General features: G+C 59.4%; 19 protein-coding genes. 7 read left to right on the top strand and 12 right to left on the bottom strand.

Going from position 1 to position 17,649, the window contains the following annotated elements; all coding sequences use genetic code 11:
* Positions 1-13: 13 nt before the first annotated feature.
* From OLX72_RS05525 to rpsO, 4 genes are all read right to left on the bottom strand, one after another.
* The gene (locus OLX72_RS05525) at positions 14-1,039 is read right to left on the bottom strand and encodes an SGNH/GDSL hydrolase family protein (protein ID WP_433989984.1); all 1,026 of its coding nucleotides are present in this window, start codon (positions 1,037-1,039) and stop codon (positions 14-16) included.
* 196 nt (positions 1,040-1,235) lie between these two features.
* Positions 1,236-1,919 carry an aquaporin gene (locus OLX72_RS05520; protein WP_114872022.1) on the bottom strand — a complete coding sequence of 228 codons (684 nt, stop codon included), beginning with the start codon at positions 1,917-1,919 and terminating at the stop codon, positions 1,236-1,238.
* A 252-nt stretch (positions 1,920-2,171) separates the two neighbouring features.
* Positions 2,172-4,307: a polyribonucleotide nucleotidyltransferase gene (pnp, locus tag OLX72_RS05515; protein ID WP_114868578.1), complete on the bottom strand. Its 2,136-nt coding sequence runs from the start codon at positions 4,305-4,307 to the stop codon at positions 2,172-2,174.
* Positions 4,308-4,554: 247 nt separating this feature from the next.
* On the bottom strand, positions 4,555-4,824 hold the full coding sequence (gene rpsO, locus OLX72_RS05510; protein ID WP_114868579.1) for a 30S ribosomal protein S15: 270 nt from the start codon (positions 4,822-4,824) through the stop codon (positions 4,555-4,557).
* Between the two features lie 263 nt (positions 4,825-5,087).
* On the opposite strand from rpsO, the gene OLX72_RS05505 reads away from it, so the two are divergent.
* Positions 5,088-5,933: a DMT family transporter gene (locus OLX72_RS05505; protein WP_114868580.1), complete on the top strand. Its 846-nt coding sequence runs from the start codon at positions 5,088-5,090 to the stop codon at positions 5,931-5,933.
* A gap of 3 nt (positions 5,934-5,936) precedes the next feature.
* On the opposite strand, the gene OLX72_RS05500 is transcribed toward OLX72_RS05505, so the two are convergent.
* From OLX72_RS05500 to rbfA, 7 genes are all read right to left on the bottom strand, one after another.
* Entirely contained in the window at positions 5,937-6,896 is a 960-nt protein-coding gene (locus tag OLX72_RS05500; RefSeq protein WP_433989983.1) for a calcium-binding protein, read from the bottom strand.
* 111 nt (positions 6,897-7,007) lie between these two features.
* Complete coding sequence (locus OLX72_RS05495) at positions 7,008-7,295, bottom strand: DUF5665 domain-containing protein (RefSeq protein WP_254684676.1); 288 nt, start codon at positions 7,293-7,295, stop codon at positions 7,008-7,010.
* Positions 7,292-7,819: a DUF1643 domain-containing protein gene (locus OLX72_RS05490; protein WP_114872025.1), complete on the bottom strand. Its 528-nt coding sequence runs from the start codon at positions 7,817-7,819 to the stop codon at positions 7,292-7,294. The genes OLX72_RS05495 and OLX72_RS05490 overlap by 4 nt, the downstream gene beginning before the upstream one ends.
* Before the next feature lie 108 nt (positions 7,820-7,927).
* Positions 7,928-8,416, bottom strand: a complete 489-nt coding sequence (locus tag OLX72_RS05485) for a hypothetical protein (protein ID WP_114868581.1) — start codon at positions 8,414-8,416, stop codon at positions 7,928-7,930.
* Between the two features lie 203 nt (positions 8,417-8,619).
* Positions 8,620-9,531, bottom strand: coding sequence for a tRNA pseudouridine(55) synthase TruB (gene truB, locus OLX72_RS05480; protein WP_433989982.1), 912 nt, complete (start codon positions 9,529-9,531; stop codon positions 8,620-8,622).
* Positions 9,532-9,625: 94 nt separating this feature from the next.
* Complete coding sequence (locus OLX72_RS05475; RefSeq protein ID WP_114868583.1) at positions 9,626-10,366, bottom strand: phosphodiester glycosidase family protein; 741 nt, start codon at positions 10,364-10,366, stop codon at positions 9,626-9,628.
* Positions 10,363-10,773 carry a 30S ribosome-binding factor RbfA gene (gene rbfA / locus OLX72_RS05470; RefSeq protein ID WP_114868584.1) on the bottom strand — a complete coding sequence of 137 codons (411 nt, stop codon included), beginning with the start codon at positions 10,771-10,773 and terminating at the stop codon, positions 10,363-10,365. Before rbfA ends, OLX72_RS05475 begins: the two co-directional genes overlap by 4 nt.
* Before the next feature lie 85 nt (positions 10,774-10,858).
* On the opposite strand from rbfA, the gene dapB reads away from it, so the two are divergent.
* Both dapB and OLX72_RS05460 read left to right on the top strand, forming a co-directional pair.
* On the top strand, positions 10,859-11,668 hold the full coding sequence (gene dapB, locus OLX72_RS05465; protein ID WP_114868585.1) for a 4-hydroxy-tetrahydrodipicolinate reductase: 810 nt from the start codon (positions 10,859-10,861) through the stop codon (positions 11,666-11,668).
* Positions 11,669-11,744: 76 nt separating this feature from the next.
* A complete protein-coding gene (locus OLX72_RS05460; protein WP_114868586.1) occupies positions 11,745-12,098 on the top strand; it encodes a dihydrodipicolinate reductase in 354 nt (117 codons plus the stop codon).
* 15 nt (positions 12,099-12,113) lie between these two features.
* On the opposite strand, the gene OLX72_RS05455 is transcribed toward OLX72_RS05460, so the two are convergent.
* Positions 12,114-12,299: a DUF1674 domain-containing protein gene (locus OLX72_RS05455; protein WP_114868587.1), complete on the bottom strand. Its 186-nt coding sequence runs from the start codon at positions 12,297-12,299 to the stop codon at positions 12,114-12,116.
* A gap of 78 nt (positions 12,300-12,377) precedes the next feature.
* Between OLX72_RS05455 and OLX72_RS05450 the strand changes: the two genes are divergently transcribed.
* The 4 genes from OLX72_RS05450 to lspA all read left to right on the top strand — a co-directional run bounded on the left by OLX72_RS05450 (position 12,378) and on the right by lspA (position 17,613).
* Complete coding sequence (locus OLX72_RS05450; protein WP_433989981.1) at positions 12,378-13,670, top strand: RsmB/NOP family class I SAM-dependent RNA methyltransferase; 1,293 nt, start codon at positions 12,378-12,380, stop codon at positions 13,668-13,670.
* Positions 13,671-13,770: 100 nt separating this feature from the next.
* Positions 13,771-15,513: a heparinase II/III family protein gene (locus OLX72_RS05445; protein WP_433989980.1), complete on the top strand. Its 1,743-nt coding sequence runs from the start codon at positions 13,771-13,773 to the stop codon at positions 15,511-15,513.
* 18 nt (positions 15,514-15,531) lie between these two features.
* Positions 15,532-17,121: a bifunctional phosphoribosylaminoimidazolecarboxamide formyltransferase/IMP cyclohydrolase gene (purH, locus tag OLX72_RS05440; RefSeq protein WP_114868589.1), complete on the top strand. Its 1,590-nt coding sequence runs from the start codon at positions 15,532-15,534 to the stop codon at positions 17,119-17,121.
* An 18-nt stretch (positions 17,122-17,139) separates the two neighbouring features.
* A complete protein-coding gene (gene lspA, locus OLX72_RS05435) occupies positions 17,140-17,613 on the top strand; it encodes a signal peptidase II (protein WP_433989979.1) in 474 nt (157 codons plus the stop codon).
* The last annotated feature ends 36 nt before the right edge of the window (positions 17,614-17,649 follow it).

Genomic DNA, 17,649 nt, shown 5'->3' with positions numbered 1-17,649 from the left:
TGATGCGACAGGATCAGGCGGTTTTGGCGCGCCGGCGTGCGGCAAAGCCGGCCACAGCAACAACCGACAGCAGCATCGGAAGACTTGCCGGAACCGGTACGGGAGCCAGATTGGCCGCAATTGCGTTTGCCGCGCGTTCGGCTGCCAACGAATGCGCAACGCCATTGGGGTGCACACCATCGACAAACAACAACAGGTTCGGGTCCAAGTTAAGATCAACGCAGTTGGGCGACGGATTGCTGAAGGTCGGATCAAGCGGCGCGCCGATACTGACGGTGCAGGGGGTCGACGTGTCCGCGATGCCAAACGAAATCGGATTTGCGATGATATCCGACACCAATTCGTTCGAATCCCATTCGATGATGTTCAGCCCTTCGTCTTTCAGATCAATGATGTTCTTCGCCAGACGCGTGTTAAAGGTGTTGGTTGCGGTCGTTGCCGCCTCGGATGCCGCTGCGACATCATCTGCTGATCCACCCGCGGCTGCGATCAGAAAGTTATACGCCGGTGTGGCGCCAAGATCGGGCAGGTTCACGACCAGAAAATCATCAAAGGCATGGCTGGAGATTGCTGCAATCGACCGGATACCGTTTGCCACTGCATCTGCGGCGGCTTCGATATCATCGGGCACGAAACTGGCGAACAAGTCATTCGCCCCGAACGAGACTGACACCAGCGGTTTGTCGCCCGGCGATTGCGCCCCGAAGCCAAGCGCGGTTTGAAAGGCCCCAATCTGCCCGCCAAAGGTAGACAGTGGCGTTGCGGGTGTCGTCTGATCCCCTGCGGTTGCGCCACCGATGGCAAGGTTTGCCGTGTCGCGCCCGGCGGCGATAAACTGATCCTCGATCCGTTCGGCCCAGACCAGATCTTTGCTGAACCGGCCACCAAGGCTGGGTGGATCAAGAGCAAGAAACTTGCCGTCATCACTCAGGCTGTCGCCAAAGGTATAAAAGCTTGTGTATGCGTCGGTGATTGGGCTTGCCCAGACGGACGTGGGTAAAGACAGCGCCAAAATGGCGGTAATTGATTTAATATACATGAAACCTCCCAGTTGTCCGGGGACGGAAAAGCCGAACGCCCCGTAAACAAGCCATTCGGCGATATAACCTTGGGTCACTTTATGAGAAATCGCATTCAGATTGGGCCCAATGGCCGGAAATGCGGTCGCCATTTGGATGCAAACATCAAAAAATCGCCCGGCGGTTGTGCCGGGCGCAAGGATACACTGTCAGGTTTTATTCCCCGTCAAGCAGGCCCGACCGGAACAGAATACCCGCCGCAATCGCGCCCACGATGGGGGCGACGATAAACAGCCAAAGCTGTGATATTGCCGTTCCGCCGACAAACAGTGCCGGCCCGATCGACCGCGCCGGATTGACCGAAACGCCAGTGATGTTGATGCCGACCAGATGGATCACGACAAGGGCCAGACCGATGGCCAGACCGGCCATGGCTGCCGGTGCGCCAACGCCTGTGGCGCCCAGAATGACAACGACAAACAGGAATGTGGCCACCGCTTCGAACAGAAATGCCGATCCCATGGAATATTCGCCGTTGTAACCCGCACCCCAACCATTGTGCCCAAGCCCGGAAACCGCAGTATCATATCCGCCCGCCTGGCCCGATACGATCATCAGCAGGATCATGGCCGCTACAATCGCACCGGCCACCTGCGCGATCATGTAAGGAATGGCTTCGCCGATTGACATGCGCCCGGCAGCAACCACGCCCAGTGTCACCGCCGGATTGATATGACATCCCGACACCGCGCCGATGCCATAGGCCATCCCGATCAATGCCAGACCAAAGGCAAAACTGATGCCGGCAAATCCGATCAGATCACCGGCGATCACGGCCGCTCCGCAGCCGAATAGAACAAGGGTAAATGTACCGATAAATTCCGCGACAGGTTTCTTCATATTTCCCTCCATCATGCCGCTTTGTGCGGCTTGTAGGATTTGTTTTAGTCCCGCAAATTAAAAAGTCTTGGGGAAATCTTTGCGATGAATTGCAAAAATTAAGGCCTGTTGGCAAAAATATCATGCCACCACTTCCTGCGTGTATGACGCGGACACGCAAAGGGTGACGCCTTCGCCACGGCGCTTGGTGACATAAAAAAAAAGCCCCGGCGTTTCCACCGGGGCTTTCTGTTTTAACAGAGAAACGGCAGCTTATTCGGCTGCGTTCTCTTCTTTCTTGATCTCTTCGCCAGTTTCCTGATCGACAACTTTCATCGACAGGCGCACCTTGCCGCGATCATCAAAGCCCAGCAGTTTGACTTTGACTTCCTGACCTTCCTTCAGAACGTCCGAAGGGTGGTTCAGGCGGCGGTTTTCGATCTGCGACACGTGCACCAGACCATCGCGTTTTCCAAAGAAGTTCACGAAGGCACCGAAATCGACGATCTTCACAACCGTACCGGTGTAAATCGCGCCTTCTTCCGGTTCTGCCACGATCGAATAGATCATGTCATAGGCCTTTTTGATGGCTTCGGCATTGGGCGATGCGATCTTGATGATACCGTCGTCGTTGATATCAACCTTGGCGCCCGACATTTCGACGATTTCGCGGATCACTTTACCACCCGATCCGATAACTTCGCGGATCTTGTCTGTGGGCACCTGCATGGTTTCAATGCGCGGTGCGTGGATGCTGAAATCAGCCGCCCCTGTCAGCGCCTTGGACATTTCACCCAGAATGTGGATCCGGCCGTCTTTGGCCTGAGCCAGTGCCTTTTCCATGATCTCGGGAGTGATGCCTGCAACCTTGATGTCCATCTGCAAGGATGTGATCCCTGCTTCGGTTCCGGCCACTTTGAAATCCATGTCGCCCAGATGGTCTTCGTCACCCAGAATATCGGTCAGGATCGCATAGGAACCGTCCTCTTCAAGGATCAGGCCCATCGCAACACCGGCCACCGGCGCCTTGAGCGGTACACCGGCATCCATCATCGAAAGGGAGCCGCCACAAACCGACGCCATCGAAGACGATCCGTTGGATTCGGTGATCTCGGAAACAACCCGAACTGTGTAGGGGAAATCGGTCGGTGCGGGCAGAACAGCCTGCAACGCGCGCCACGCCAGTTTGCCATGGCCAATCTCGCGACGGCCGGGAGGGCCAACGCGACCCACTTCACCCACCGAATAGGGGGGGAAGTTATAGTGCAGCAGGAAGTTCGATTTGAAATTGCCGTGCAGCGCGTCGATGAACTGTTCATCGTCGCCCGTACCCAGCGTGGTTACGACCAAGCCTTGTGTTTCACCGCGGGTGAACAGGGCCGATCCGTGCGTGCGGGGCAGGAATCCGGTTTCGCAGACAATCGGACGCACGGTTGTGGTGTCACGTCCGTCAATCCGCTTGCCGGTTTTCACGACGTCGCCGCGCAGAATGCTGGCTTCCAGCTTTTTCAGTGACGAACCAAGGTTCGCATCGCCCTGCTGCTCTTCGCTCAGCGATGCCAGAATGGCTTCGCGGGCGGCGGCAACGGCGGCGGTACGCTCTTGCTTGTCCTGAATGGCGAATGCGGCGCGCATGTCTTTCTCGCCAGCTTTCTTCACGGCCTCGTAAAGGTCGGAATAATCGACAGGTTGGAAATCGAACGGCTCTTTCGCGGCTGCTTCGGCCAGTTCGACAATCAGGTCGATCACAGGCTGAATCGCGTCATGGGCGAATTTGACAGCGCCCAGCATTTCCGCCTCGGTCAATTCGTAGGCTTCTGATTCAACCATCATCACCGCGTCTTTGGTGCCGGCAACAACCAGATCCAGACGCTGATCGGGGTTCATGCGCAGGTTGTGCATGTCATCCACGGTCGGGTTCAGAACGTATTCGCCTTCGGTGAAACCAACACGGCAGGCCGCAATCGGGCCCATGAACGGCGCACCCGAAATGGTCAGCGCGGCGCTGGCTGCGATCATCGCAACCATATCCGGATCATTGACCAGATCGTGGCTCAGCACGGTGCACATTACCAGAACTTCGTTTTTAAAGCCCGGAACAAACAGCGGGCGAATGGGCCGGTCGATCAGACGGCTTGTCAGCGTCTCTTTTTCCGACGGGCGCGCCTCGCGCTTGAAAAAGCCGCCGGGCACTTTGCCGGCCGCATAGTATTTTTCGTTGTAATGAACGGTCAGCGGAAAGAAATCCTGACCGGGTTTTTGAGCGCGCGCGTACGTCACGTTCGCCATTACACTGGTTTCGCCCAGCGTAGCGATGACCGATCCATCGGCCTGGCGGGCCACTTTGCCCGTTTCCAGTGTCAGCGTTTCTTCGCCCCACTGCATTGATTTTGTTGTTACGTTAAACATCTACGTTTCCTGTTTTGGCCCATTGGCCTTTTCATAGGGGGCGAATTCCCCCTGACTCCGATATCTTCTTTTTCGGGCGCTGGAGTCCGGGCGCCGGATTTCAGATTGTGCGGCTGTACAGGAGTTTTCGACCATTGGGAAGGGTGTGCATCCGCACGTTCGCAACGTTGCGAAAGACCACCTTCCAAAGAAAAACCGCGCCTCGCTGGTGCGACGCGCGGTTTTGAAAAACGTATTGGTGTCGGCCTTAGCGGCGCAGGCCCAGACGCTTGATCAGATCCTGATAGCGCGCTTCGTCTTTTGCCTTGGTGTAATCCAGCAATTTGCGGCGCAGGGCGACCATTTTCAACAGACCACGGCGGCCGTGGTTGTCTTTCTTGTGTGTCTTGAAATGCTCTGTCAGCGTGGCAATACGCGAGCTGAGGATGGCAACCTGAACTTCGGGCGAACCTGTATCGCCTTCTTTGGTTGCATATTCTTTCATGACACGTGCTTTTTCTTCGGCAGTAATCGACATCGGGGTCTCCTTTTGAAAAGGTTGATATGAATGGCGCAGGCCGGGATGTCGTCCAGCTCAGGCCCGTGGAGAATACCCGCCGCAAACAGAATCTGTGGCAGATGCGGCCGTATAAGAGATAAAACCGCTCTTTGCAAAGGGTTATTGCTGATCTGTCTGCTGCGGGTCGTCTTGCCGGTATTGTGTCAGCGCGTTCTTGCATCTGGGTGGACGTTTTTAATCTGATGGGCCATCGTTTCCGCCTAGGGCCAGAGGAGCGCCAGATGGAACCGATTGTCTTTGTTGCCGTTCTGCTGGCCGCGGCGTTGCACGCGCTTTGGAACAGTCTGGTCAAGGGCGGGGCGGACAAACATCTTTCGATGTGTGCCGTTGTACTGGGGCATATGCCCATCGCGATGTGTGCGGTGTTTTTTGTGCCGTTCCCCGATGCGGCCAGCTGGCCCTATCTGGCGGCTGGCATCGCGCTGCATCTGGGATACCAGTTTTTTCTGTTGAGTGCCTACCGGTCCGGCGATCTGACGCAGGTCTACCCGATTGCGCGTGGGGCCGCGCCACTGATTGTGACTGGCGTTTCGATCCTGTTTCTGGGTGTCACATTGCAACCGATGGAGCTGTTGGGCGTTGCGGTGATCGCGGCAGGCATCATCAGTATCAGCCTTGTGCGGCAAAGGGATGGGTTGCGAAATATCCACGCCGCGCAACTGGCTCTGGTCACAGGGTGCTTTATCGCGGCCTATTCCCTTGTTGACGGGATCGGGGCGCGGCTGGCGGGCACGTCACTGGGTTTTTACGGCTGGCTTTCGATCGGCAACGGCATCCTGTTTGCTGCCTTTACTGCCCTGTCGGCACCGCGCATTCTGCCACGCGTGTTTATAACCGCCCTGCGCACTTTCGCGGTGGGGGGCTGTGCGTCTTTCATTGCCTATGCGCTGGTGATCTGGGCGTTCACGCAGGCCCCCATCGCGCTTGTTACGGCGCTGCGTGAAACCAGTATCGTGTTCGCACTTCTGATCGGTGTCGGATTTCTGAAGGAACGTCTTGATCTGGCCAAAGTGCTGTCGACGATGATCACGTTGTTTGGCGCGGTTCTGTTGCGGTTCGCGAAATAGTCGCTAGCCCATCTGGAAAAGCGCCAGCAGCGCGGGGGATGCCGCGCCTTCCAGAACCTGACTCTGTGCGATCAGGATAATGGCATCCGCGTCCAGATCGGGCGCATCACTGACTTGGGCGATTGCCTGACCGCCCAGCAGAATAAGCGCGTCCTGTGGCTGGTCTGCATCCCTTACAATGTCCAGATGCGGCGCGGCGGCAGTGGCATCATCCCAAACCACGATGATCTGATCGTCCTGCGGGTGATAATCGACAATGCTTGCGGGCTGTCCGCCGGTAATCCAGTCGCCCAGTACGATTGTATCGTCCCCGTCGCCCGCCGTTACAACATCGTCGCGCCCGGCCAGTATCGTGTCGTCCCCGCCGCCCCCGTTCAGAAAATCGCGGCCTGCCCCGCCGTTTGATTGTGCCTCATCCTGCACGCCTGACAGAACGTCATTTCCCCAACCGCCGAATATTGTGTCCTGCCCGTCTGCGCCAATCAGGGTGTCGTCGCCCAATCCGCCGTGAAGCGCGTCATTTCCACTACCGCCGTACAGGTGGTCCTGCCCGTCGCCACCCACCAGAACATCGCTGTCCGCACCGCCAAGCAGATTGTCATTGCCGTTTTGGCCGTAGAGCTGGTCCTGATCATCGCCACCGCGCAATGTGTCCTGCCCGTTCTGCCCGTGCAGAACATCGTTTCCGGCGTCTCCGTCAAGCGTGTCGTTCCCGACATCGCCGAACAGATGATCGTCGCTCGGCCCGCCTGAAATATGGTCATCGCTGGCGTAGCCGTTGATCTGGTCGTTCCCGCCCATACCCTGCAAAATGTCGGCACTTGCCGTACCGGAAATAATGGCTCCGTCCTCGGGCAACAGCTGGTCCGGGTCTGTTTCCGGGGTATCCGGATCGTCGCCGGTTGGCACCAGCATCACAGACCCGACGGCAACAAGGCCCAGCAACCCGGCAAGCAAAAACATGATACGCATCCCACAACGCCACCCACCCGCCGGAGTTAACGCACGACGCGTGTGGCGCGGTCAAACGTAATAGTATCAGATGGTTAACGCAGGTTAACCCTGCCTGCCGCCTTATTGCTGCGTCGTATCCATCGACTCGAGGATTTGTGACGCCCAGTCGCCGAGAATTGGTACGAATTCCACCTGGCTTAACCACCACGCAACCACAGACACCAGCAGACTGGCGCCCAGCGCGGTGCCCAGACCAAAGGCAAGGCCGCGGGCAAGTTGAAACCACAACATGCGCCAGAACGAATTGTTGACCTTGAAAAACCGGTGGCTGTTCAGCGTCTCCAATGCCTCTGACATCCGGTTCATCGCCTCGGCGGTTGGCATGTCCTGTTGCGTTTCTTCGCTCATGTGTCGGCTCCGTTCATGATGCCCCAGCGTTCGGGATGCCGAGCATAGGCAATGTACAGCGGATGTTTGGGGTGGCCATCCTTGCTTAACCCCAGATGGAACACCGGTGTGCCGGTGTTGTGCAACAGGGCGGCCATTTGCGCCCCGCGTCCCAGATGCGCGCCATGTGTCCCCCAGGCCGCGACGACCTGATCGGCCCAGCGGCACCCTTCAATTATGGCCGCATCGTTTTCCGGCCCCACCGGATCCTGTGCGGCCCGCATCTGGCGCGGATCGGTGTCGCGCCATGCAAAGATATTGGTGACGCGAAAGCCGCCAAATCCCAGCGCCCGCGCCCGTCGCTCGCAGCGTTCCACGGTTGGATCATTCTGCACTTCGGTGGCGGTGGACGGGTTAAGCATCACGAACATGACCCGCTTGCCGGAATGATCCCAAATGCGGGTCAGGCTATAGCGGTACCGCTCGCAATCCGAATAGACGGCCACAGAGGGCGCGTCGCCCTTGGTATGGGTGCGTGTGATCATGCGCCCTGTTGTGACATTGCTGCGCGCAGGGTTCAACGCCAATGAAGGGGGCCGCCCCCTTAGGCAAGGGGCGGCCGGTGCCGATCCGGCGTCAGGAACTGTGCCGGATCAGATTGTCGTGGCGGCGCGCAGGCGCGACAGGTTCAGAATCGCACCGCGCGTTTCCATGATCCAGGCGGCAACAAGCGCATAGACAATATGGCCCCACAGTGCGACCCATGTGATGCCACCCCAGCCCAGAAATGGCGGGTTTCCGACCACAAGATGCGCCATGACATACAGCGCGAAAACCCAAAGCACGACACCGTAGACAACCGCCGTTACCATCCACGGCAGCGCCGGCAGGATCGCGCGTTGAACCGGGCGGGCGATGGCAAAGTAACCAACCGCGTAAAACACCAGTCCCGTCACCAGATGCAGCAAATGCGCAGCGCCGGGCGGGTTGGCTCCGAAAATGGTTTTCAGCGATGCGCCCGCCAACCCCACAGGGGCCAGTTTGGCGTATCCCAGCAAGGGGCTGATGGCTTGCCCGAAGGCATCAAAGGCCAGTGTGGCAAAGGCACCGGCAGTCAGGACTGTGGCAAGGGTTCGGTTCATGTCGGGTTCTCCGGTTCAGACAGGTTGGTGTGTCATCCCCAAGATGTGCGCGCCCATGTTGGATTGCGCGCATTGTCACGGTCCTATGATCCTTGTGGGGTGTTTTGAAACACGATCTGACACAAAGCCCGCGATTGTCTGACGTCTGCGTGAACCGCGTTACAGATACTGCCGGGTTTGCGGCAGCGATTGAAACAATCCCATCAGGACGCGGGCAGAAACACACGGCTGGGATGCAATTCACCGGCCTTGTAGACACCCACTGCCACGGCGCGCCCGTCCAGCGATGCCCAGCATTCTTCGCCGTAGTCGACATCCGATGCGATCACCATTCCGGGGTTGCCGTTGCGCAGGCGTACCGCGCCCTCGGGTGTGCAGCGCAGTTCCGGCAGATCGGCCAGCCCGATTTCCAGCGGTTGCAAATAGGTGTCAAGGTCCGGGGTGCGCGCCATGGCATCAAGCGTATCCAGCGTCAGCGCGCCGCCTAGGTCGAACGGGCCGGACCAGATACGGCGCAATGAAACGACATGCCCCAGACAGCCCAGCATCTTGCCCAGATCACGGGCAATGGCGCGCACATAGCCGCCCTTGCCACAGGTCATTTCCAACACCGCATGATCCGCATCGGGCCGATCCGTCAGAACCAGCTCTTCGACCCAGAGTGGGCGGGCGGCGATGTCCATGGTTTCGCCGTCGCGCGCCAGTTTATAGGCGCGCTGCCCGTCGATTTTCACAGCGGAAAACTGCGGCGGCACCTGTTCGATTTCACCGATAAAGCCGGACAGCGCCTGTTTGATCTGATCGTCTGTCGGGCGTGTATCGCTTTGCGCAATCACCTCGCCCTCGGCGTCATCTGTATTGGTGGCCTGCCCGAACCTGATCTTGAATGTATAGGCCTTCAGCGCGTCGGTAATGTAGGGCACGGTTTTTGTGGCCTCACCCAGGGCAACGGCCAGAACGCCGGTTGCATCGGGGTCCAGCGTTCCGGCATGGCCTGCCTTCTTGGCGTCGAACGCCCAGCGTACCTTGTTCACGACAGCCGTCGAAGTCGGTCCTGCCGGTTTGTCGATCACAACCCATCCGGAAATGTCGCGGCCTTTGCGATTACGTGCCATGTGCTGTCCCAGATTGCCCAGTTGATGTAAGGTTCGGTGGTCCGGCTGCGCCCTTACACGCCGCGGTAAGGTGCCGTCAATTCGCGCGCGGCCGCTATTGTTCCAGCGGCACGACGGTGCCCACGATCGGGCCCAGCCTGAACCCTGCATCGTTGCGTTCAAGATCGGGTGCATAAAGCCGCGAAATGTTACCGTCGAAATACAGCGCATTGGGCAGCTTCAGCCCGTCGCGGAACAGCTCACCGAATTCGTGAAAGGTGACCGGCACGCTTGAAATTGCAAAGACCGCGCGTGTGCCATCGGCACTGGTGCCCACCCCGTTGCGAATATAGCGAGACGTGCTGTCAGGCAGGAACCGCGGGTGCAGTTCGCCATCAATCACCAGCATCGGGCCGGATTGCGTGGCAAACCTGCAGTCGGGCGTTTCTTCGACAAAGCGCAGCGTTTCGATCACATCGGCGCGGCCCTTCCGGATGCAGAAGACCCCGTTGGGCAAAAGCCCGAAATTGCCCGGTCCGGCATTGGTGATCACCCGCATCTGTTCGCGCCCGTTTTCTACATAATGCCCGACTGGCGCGCGATCTTCGTGGTACATTCCGGCATTCATCGCGAACCCCAGTTGCAGGTTCTGCTCGGCCAGATGCCGGTTGATTGTAGAAAAATGCCCGTAAGGTGCGCCGCCCTCGGCATAAAGGAACAGACGCATGTCGCTTTGCGTCAGGTCAGCTTCGCAAATCGTATAGGGCACATCCAGATAGGTCACATCGTTGCACACATCCGCCAGCGCAGGCGTGGCCCACATCATAAGTGCCAGCAATGTTGGCGCCGCTTTCATTCCGATGTGTCCGGTGTTTCTGTGTCGCGGCGCACATTGTCCTGATTCAGCATCCTGCGGGTGTCATCCATCCGGTCGAATGTTTCATCCAGCTGGAACCGAAGGTCAGGCGCGAATTTCAGGGCCAGCTTCTTGGACACCGCTCGGCGCAGTTCGCCCTTGTTGCGTGCCAGCAGCTTGATCACTTCATCCTGCCCCTTGCCACCGAGGGGCAGCACATAGGCGGTTGCGATGCGCAAATCAGGCGAGGTGCGCACCTCGCCCACGGTGATGGACATGCGGTTCAGATCGGGATCGTGCACGTCACCGCGTGCCAGAACCTCGGACAAGGTTCTGCGGATCAGTTCGCCAACACGCAGTTGCCGTTGCGACGGGCCGGGGCCATCATGAAACTTGTTCTTTGCCATAGGGCCCATCTAAGGGTTTGCGCAGCCTTTGCCAAGCGCTGCGCGCTTCGCTAGACAAGGCGCAACGCAGCGAAAGGAACACCACATGAGCGAGTTGCCGGGTATCGTCGTGACAGGAGCATCGGGCCGTATGGGCCAGATGCTGATCGAAACGATCCTGTCCAGTGACAAAGTGCGTCTGGTCGGGGCGATCGAACGCAAGGGCCACGACTGGATCGGTCAGGACGTTGGTGTTGCCATGGGGCGCAGCCCGCTGGATGTCCCTGTAGAACATGACCCGCTGGACGCGTTTGCCCGCGCACAGGCCGTGATCGATTTTACCGCGCCCGAGGCAACGCTGGAATTTGCCGCGCTTGCCGCACAGGCCCGTGCGGTGCACGTGATCGGCACCACCGGGATGACGCCCGAGCAGGTGGCCCGTCTTGAACCGGCGGCGCGCCATGCCGTGATCATCCGCGCCGGCAACATGAGCCTTGGTGTCAACCTGCTGACACAACTGACCCGCAAGGTCGCCGCCGCGCTGGATGATGATTACGATATCGAAATTATCGAAGCGCACCACAATCAAAAGGTCGATGCGCCATCCGGCACCGCCCTGATGCTGGGGCAGGCGGCGGCAGACGGGCGCGGTGTCGAACTGGGGGATGTCTCCGATCGCGCCCGCGATGGCATGACGGGCGCGCGCAAACGGGGCGATATCGGCTTTGCCGTGGTGCGGGGCGGCGATATTATCGGCGAACATGATGTGATGTTTGCCGCGATGGGCGAACGCATCATCCTGCGCCATATGGCAAGCGACCGCTCGGTCTTTGCCCGCGGTGCGCTAAAAGCTGCCATTTGGGGGCAGGACAAGGGCCCGGGCCAATATGATATGCTTGACGTGCTTGGACTCTAGCAAATATTTTACGGCAAGTGATCCAATGCGGCCCGTAGGCCGTATCCCAGTGTAAATAACTTGGTTGAGGTTTGACATGATCCGTTCACTTGCCATCGCATTCGCCACTGTTTTCGCGGCTGCACCTGCCTTTGCCGATTTTGCCAAGGTCGACCAGCGCGATGATTTCGTAAGGCTGATCAGCGGCAAGCAACTGACCCTGCCACTTGTTAATCTTGAGGTTGATCCAAACGGCAAGATCACCGGTAAAGGCGCACGCTGGGCCGTGAATGGTACCTGGAGCTGGCAGGACGGTTATTTCTGCCGCGACATCAATTGGGGCGGCAGCGATCTGGGTTACAATTGTCAGGCGGTCGAGGTCAAAGAGGGCCGAGTGCGATTTATCTCGGACAAAGGCACAGGCGATTCCGCGACGTTCCGCCTGAAATAAGAGTCGGCGATTGCGTCAGAAGTCTATCGCAATCCCTTTTTTTTCCCAATCTCCATAGCGGACGGGTTCCGGCCCGTCGCGCCCACCAAGTTCCTTGGGAAGCTTTTCATCTTTTGCTGCGGCACGACGCGCTTCGGCCTCGGCAAGAGCGCGCTGTGCGGCGGGGGGCAGTGCATCATTTTCGGGTGTGTCGTCGGCCATCTCGGGGTTCCTTTTGCGCTGTGCCCTTGATATATGCGCCCGTCCGACTTGGGCAAGGCACCAAAAAGGCGCGCAGTGATGGCCAAACCACCAACAGCTTCAGACACCGGCGTCGCCGCGCGACGCAGTGCCATATATCTGCTGGACCAGATACTGGGACAGGGCCGCCTGCTGCCCGAACTGGTCGGGGCCGGCGCGCTGGATCGATTGCCCCCCGATGATCGCGCCCGCGCACAACGGTTGGCGCTGGACTCATTGCGCGGTCTGGAACGCGCGGATCGTCTATTGCACAAGCACCTGCGCAAACCCCCTGCGCTGACGGTGCGCAATGCGCTGCGTCTGGGCACGGTCGAACTGTGTCAGGGCGGCGCGGCGCATGGTGTCGTCAATGCGCTAGTCGAAGTTGTTGGCGCCGACCGTCGCAATGCCAAGCTCAAAGGTCTGGTTAACGCCGTTCTTCGCAAGATTGCCGCCGATGGCCCCGATGCATGGGCCGCACTGCGGTTGCCGCGCCTGCCCAAATGGCTGCGCGTGCCCCTGGTTGAGGCGTGGGGCAGCGCAACCGTCGCCGCCATCGAGGCGGCCCATTTTGCGGGCGCGCCACTGGATTTGACGGCGCGGACCGACCCGCAGGCCGTGGCCACTGCTGTGAACGGTATCGTCCTGCCCACCGGTTCGGTGCGGGTGGCAGATGCGGGGCAAGTGACGACCTTGGCCGGATATGCGCAAGGCGATTGGTGGGTGCAGGACACGGCAGCGGCCTTGGCCGTGCGTATTCTGTCGCCGCAAGCAGGCGAAACCGTACTGGATATGTGCGCCGCACCGGGAGGCAAAACCATGCAGATCGCGGCTAGCGGCGCACAGGTCACGGCGGTCGATGATTCCGCCGCGCGTATGGCCCGCGTGCAGGACAATCTGGACCGCACTGGTTTGAAGGCCGATCTTGTTGTTGCTGACGGGATGACCCACGGCGGCCTTTATGACGCCATTCTTCTGGATGCGCCCTGTTCGGCCACCGGCACCATCCGGCGCCACCCCGATCTGCCCTTTGCCAAGGACGGATCGGAATTTGGCGCGCTGATTGATCTGCAATCACGGATGATCGACCACATGTGGACCCTTCTGAAACCCGGCGGGCGCATGGTGTTTTGCACCTGTTCACTGCTTCCCGACGAAGGCGAAGTGCAGATCGAAGAGGCACTTGCCCGTCACAGCGACATGCAGGTTGATCGCGCTGCGCTGGACATTGACGGTGTCGATCCGGGCTGGATCACATCCGAGGGCGGGCTGCGTCTGCGCCCCGATTACTGGGCCGCACAGGGCGGAATGGATGGGTTTTATATGGCGCGTCTGCGCAAGATGGGCGGATGACCGCCAAGCGGATTTGCACGATTGTTATCTTGATCGGTGACACTGACCCGATAGCACAGTAACATACGCCAAACGCCAGCAGAGCGTATGAGGCAAGCAGATGTCCAGACCAGAACGTTTTTCGGTGCGGCGCACGCAATTCATGAACCGCTTTTACGCGCGTCTTGCAGCGCGTTCAAAAGCGGCCAAAGGCTTTGTGTCGCAACCCGAACCGCGCACCATCGGCAGTTTTGCGCGTGGCAGGCAACTGGTTGCGGGCAACTGCCTGTTTGCCGGATACCTGATCGAAGCACCCAATGGTGACGTGTGGGATCAGCGTTCGCCGGATCGCGCTTATGAAAAGGAATTGCATGGTTTCGGCTGGCTGGACGATCTGGCCGCCGTTGGCGATGGCGCGGCACGGTTAAGGGCACAGAACTGGCTTTGGGGCTGGATCGAACGCTATGGCAACGGAACGGGGCCGGGCTGGTCGCCGGATTTGACAGGGCGCCGCCTGATCCGATGGATCAACCACGCGATTTTTCTGTTGCGGGGGCAGGATTCGGCGCAAAGCGATGCGTTCTTCACGTCACTCGCGCATCAGACCCGGTTTCTGTCCCGACGCTGGCACAGCGCCGCGCCGGGTTTGCCCCGGTTCGAGGCGCTGACCGGTCTGATCTATGCGGGCATGTCGCTTGAAGGAATGGAATCACGGGCAGAACCGGCCATTCGCGCACTGGCGCGGGAATGCGCCAGCCAGATCGATGAACAAGGCGGCCTGCCCACCCGCAACCCCGAAGAATTGCTGGATGTGTTCACCTTGCTGACATGGGCGGCAGCCGCACTTGGCGAAGCGGGGCGGGAATTGCCAGCGGGCCACATCGCCGCGATTGAACGGATCGCCCCAAGTTTGCGCACCCTGCGCCACAGCGATGGCGGACTGGCGCGCTTTCACGGCGGCGGGCGCGGATTGGAAGGCTGGCTTGATCACGCGCTGGCCGCCAGCCATGTCAAAACCCGGCACCCTGACGGCATGTCGATGGGATACGCACGTCTGTCGGGCGGGCGCACCAGCGTGATCATGGATGCCAGCCCGCCACCCAAGGGCAAGGCGTCTTACAACGCGCACGCATCAACTCTGGCTTTCGAACTGACATCGGGGCGCCGCCCTCTTGTGGTGAACTGCGGCTCGGGCGGGTCTTTCGGGGCCGATTGGCGCCGGGCCGGGCGCGCAACGCCTTCCCATTCCACCCTGTGCCTTGATGGCTATTCCAGCGCGCGGCTGGGCAGCCTGACGCGCGGAGAGCAGCAAGAGGCACTGATAGATGCGCCCCGGCATGTGCCGATTGAAATGTCGCTTGCGTCCGATGGTATGCGGCTGGAAAGCGGTCATGACGGCTATGTGCCGACCCACGGTCTGACCCATGCGCGCATTCTGGAAATGACCTTTGATGGCCGCGGTGTGGTGGGCGAGGACATGTTGCTGGCAATTGATGACAGCAGCATGAAAAGCTTTGACATGGCGCTGGAAAAATCTGCGTTGAAGGGCGTCGGTTTTGACATCCGGTTCCATTTGCACCCCGAAGTGGATGCGGCCCTGGATCTGGGTGGGTCGGCTGTGTCGATGGCGCTTAAAAGCGGTGAAATCTGGGTATTCCGGCATGATGGATCTTTTAAACTGTCCTTGGATCCAAGCGTTTATCTTGAATATGGCCGTCTGAAACCACGCGCGACAAAACAGATCGTTCTATCTGGTCGCGCAATCGAGTATGCGACGCGCATACGCTGGTCCCTGTCCAAGGCGCAAGACACCGCAATCGCGGTGCGCGACCTGAAACAGAACGACCCTGATGATATCGACTAAGCCTCTAAGGACACCTGAATGACCGACCTGATCCCTATCCGCCGCGCCCTGCTTTCTGTTTCTGACAAAACCGGGCTGATCGAACTGGGGCAGGCGCTGGCCGCACAGCAGGTCGAATTGTTGAGTACCGGCGGCACTGCAGCGGCCCTGCGCGCGGCGGGTCTGGATGTAACGGACGTGGCCGAGATTACCGGCTTTCCCGAAATGATGGATGGCCGTGTCAAAACCCTGCATCCGGCGGTACATGGCGGATTGCTGGCGCTGCGCGACAATGCCGAACACCAAAGCGCCATGGCCGAACATGGTATCGGCGCGATCGACCTGCTGGTCGTCAATCTTTACCCGTTCGAGGCAACCGTGGCGCAAGGTGCCGACTATGACACCTGCATCGAAAATATCGATATCGGCGGCCCCGCGATGATTCGTGCCGCTGCCAAGAACCACCGCTTTGTGAACGTGGTCGTCGATGTCGCCGATTACGCGGCCTTGCTGGATGAAATGTCGTCCGGTGCAGGCGCAACACCTTATGCCTTCCGCCAGAAACTGGCCCAGACCGCCTATGCCCGAACCGCAGCCTATGATGCCGCTGTGTCGACATGGATGGCCTCGGCTCTGAACGATCCTGCGCCGCGTCGCCGTGTCTTTGCCGGCACGCTGGCGCAAACCCTGCGCTATGGTGAAAACCCGCATCAGTCTGCGGCGTTCTACACCGATGGCAGCACCGCACCCAGCGCGGCAAGCGCCACACAGCATCAGGGCAAGGAACTGTCCTATAACAATATCAACGACACCGATGCCGCCTTTGAACTGGTCAGTGAATTTGCCCCGGAAAACGGCCCGGCCTGCGTGATCGTGAAACACGCCAATCCCTGCGGTGTGGCCACGGGGGAGACGCTGGCGCAGGCCTACGGGCGCGCCTTTGATTGTGACCGCACCAGCGCCTTTGGCGGGATCATCGCGCTGAACCAGCCGCTGGACGGGGCCACGGCAGAAGAAATCAGCGGCATCTTTACCGAAGTTGTGATTGCGCCCGGCGCAGATGCGGACGCCATCCGTATTTTTGGCAAAAAGAAAAACCTGCGTTTGCTGACAACCAACGGTCTGGCCGATCCGCGAACCGCCGCTCAGGTGGTGCGGCAGGTTTCGGGCGGATTGCTGGTGCAGGACCGTGACAACGGCCATATTGACGCCGCCGATCTGAAAGTCGTGACAAAGCGCGCGCCAAGTGCCGCGGAACTGGCCGATCTGCTGTTCGCCTGGCGGGTGGCCAAACACGTGAAATCCAATGCAATCGTCTACGTCAAGGACGGGGCGACCGTGGGTGTCGGTGCCGGCCAGATGAGCCGTGTCGACAGTACGCGGATCGCCGCGCGCAAGGCAATTGACATGGCCGAGGCACTGGGCCTGCCCGCGCCTTTGACCGTAGGGTCTGTTGTGGCGTCTGATGCGTTCTTTCCCTTTGCCGACGGGTTGATCACGGCGTCCGAAGCAGGCGCAACGGCGCTGATCCAGCCGGGCGGTTCGATGCGGGATGACGAGGTGATTGCCGCAGCCGATGCGGCCGGGCTGGCGATGGTGTTCACCGGCATGCGCCATTTCAGGCACTAGGTGAACGGCTTGGGGCATATGCGTACCGTGATATGGGCCGCGCTTGCGGCGGTTCTGATTGATCAGATCACCAAATACTGGGTCATCCACGGCATGGCACTGGCGCGGGTGCGCGCCATAGATGTATGGCCGCCGCTGCTGAATTTTCGCTATGGTGAAAACCGGGGCGTGAATTTCGGCCTGTTCGATCAGGATTCTGACCTCAGCCGTTGGGTGCTGATCGCCGTGGCAGTGATCATTATCGCCGCGATTTCCTATTGGATACGGCGCTCTGAAACCGGTATCTGGGGCTATTTCAGCGCCGGTTTGCTGATCGGTGGCGCATTGGGCAATGTGATCGACCGGCTGTGGTACGGATATGTGCTTGATTTTCTCAATATGTCCTGTTGTGGCATCCGCAATCCCTTTGTGTTCAATGTTGCGGATATTTTCATTTTTGCGGGGGCGATCGGGTTGGTTTTCTTTGTCAAAGACGGCAAAAAGGCCCCGTGACCTTGGAAGACGGATAGGCTAGACCTGTTCCAAACA

The sequence above is a fragment of the Sulfitobacter sp. TBRI5 genome, assembly GCF_051013555.1.
Classification (GTDB): Bacteria; Pseudomonadota; Alphaproteobacteria; order Rhodobacterales; family Rhodobacteraceae; genus JL08.
The sequence above is the reverse complement of the archived record's forward strand: the minus strand, read 5'-3'. Positions and strand labels throughout refer to the sequence as shown.

Excerpts from the sequence above, each read along its gene's own strand:
- OLX72_RS05525 (WP_433989984.1), bottom strand. The coding sequence starts at position 1,039 with ATGTATATTAAATCAATTACCGCCATTTTGGCGCTGTCTTTACCCACG.
- OLX72_RS05520 (WP_114872022.1), bottom strand. The coding sequence starts at position 1,919 with ATGAAGAAACCTGTCGCGGAATTTATCGGTACATTTACCCTTGTTCTA.
- pnp (WP_114868578.1), bottom strand. The coding sequence starts at position 4,307 with ATGTTTAACGTAACAACAAAATCAATGCAGTGGGGCGAAGAAACGCTG.
- rpsO (WP_114868579.1), bottom strand. The coding sequence starts at position 4,824 with ATGTCGATTACTGCCGAAGAAAAAGCACGTGTCATGAAAGAATATGCA.
- OLX72_RS05505 (WP_114868580.1), top strand. The coding sequence starts at position 5,088 with ATGGAACCGATTGTCTTTGTTGCCGTTCTGCTGGCCGCGGCGTTGCAC.
- OLX72_RS05500 (WP_433989983.1), bottom strand. The coding sequence starts at position 6,896 with ATGTTTTTGCTTGCCGGGTTGCTGGGCCTTGTTGCCGTCGGGTCTGTG.
- OLX72_RS05495 (WP_254684676.1), bottom strand. The coding sequence starts at position 7,295 with ATGAGCGAAGAAACGCAACAGGACATGCCAACCGCCGAGGCGATGAAC.
- OLX72_RS05490 (WP_114872025.1), bottom strand. The coding sequence starts at position 7,819 with ATGATCACACGCACCCATACCAAGGGCGACGCGCCCTCTGTGGCCGTC.
- OLX72_RS05485 (WP_114868581.1), bottom strand. The coding sequence starts at position 8,416 with ATGAACCGAACCCTTGCCACAGTCCTGACTGCCGGTGCCTTTGCCACA.
- truB (WP_433989982.1), bottom strand. The coding sequence starts at position 9,531 with ATGGCACGTAATCGCAAAGGCCGCGACATTTCCGGATGGGTTGTGATC.
- OLX72_RS05475 (WP_114868583.1), bottom strand. The coding sequence starts at position 10,366 with ATGAAAGCGGCGCCAACATTGCTGGCACTTATGATGTGGGCCACGCCT.
- rbfA (WP_114868584.1), bottom strand. The coding sequence starts at position 10,773 with ATGGCAAAGAACAAGTTTCATGATGGCCCCGGCCCGTCGCAACGGCAA.
- dapB (WP_114868585.1), top strand. The coding sequence starts at position 10,859 with ATGAGCGAGTTGCCGGGTATCGTCGTGACAGGAGCATCGGGCCGTATG.
- OLX72_RS05460 (WP_114868586.1), top strand. The coding sequence starts at position 11,745 with ATGATCCGTTCACTTGCCATCGCATTCGCCACTGTTTTCGCGGCTGCA.
- OLX72_RS05455 (WP_114868587.1), bottom strand. The coding sequence starts at position 12,299 with ATGGCCGACGACACACCCGAAAATGATGCACTGCCCCCCGCCGCACAG.
- OLX72_RS05450 (WP_433989981.1), top strand. The coding sequence starts at position 12,378 with ATGGCCAAACCACCAACAGCTTCAGACACCGGCGTCGCCGCGCGACGC.
- OLX72_RS05445 (WP_433989980.1), top strand. The coding sequence starts at position 13,771 with ATGTCCAGACCAGAACGTTTTTCGGTGCGGCGCACGCAATTCATGAAC.
- purH (WP_114868589.1), top strand. The coding sequence starts at position 15,532 with ATGACCGACCTGATCCCTATCCGCCGCGCCCTGCTTTCTGTTTCTGAC.
- lspA (WP_433989979.1), top strand. The coding sequence starts at position 17,140 with ATGCGTACCGTGATATGGGCCGCGCTTGCGGCGGTTCTGATTGATCAG.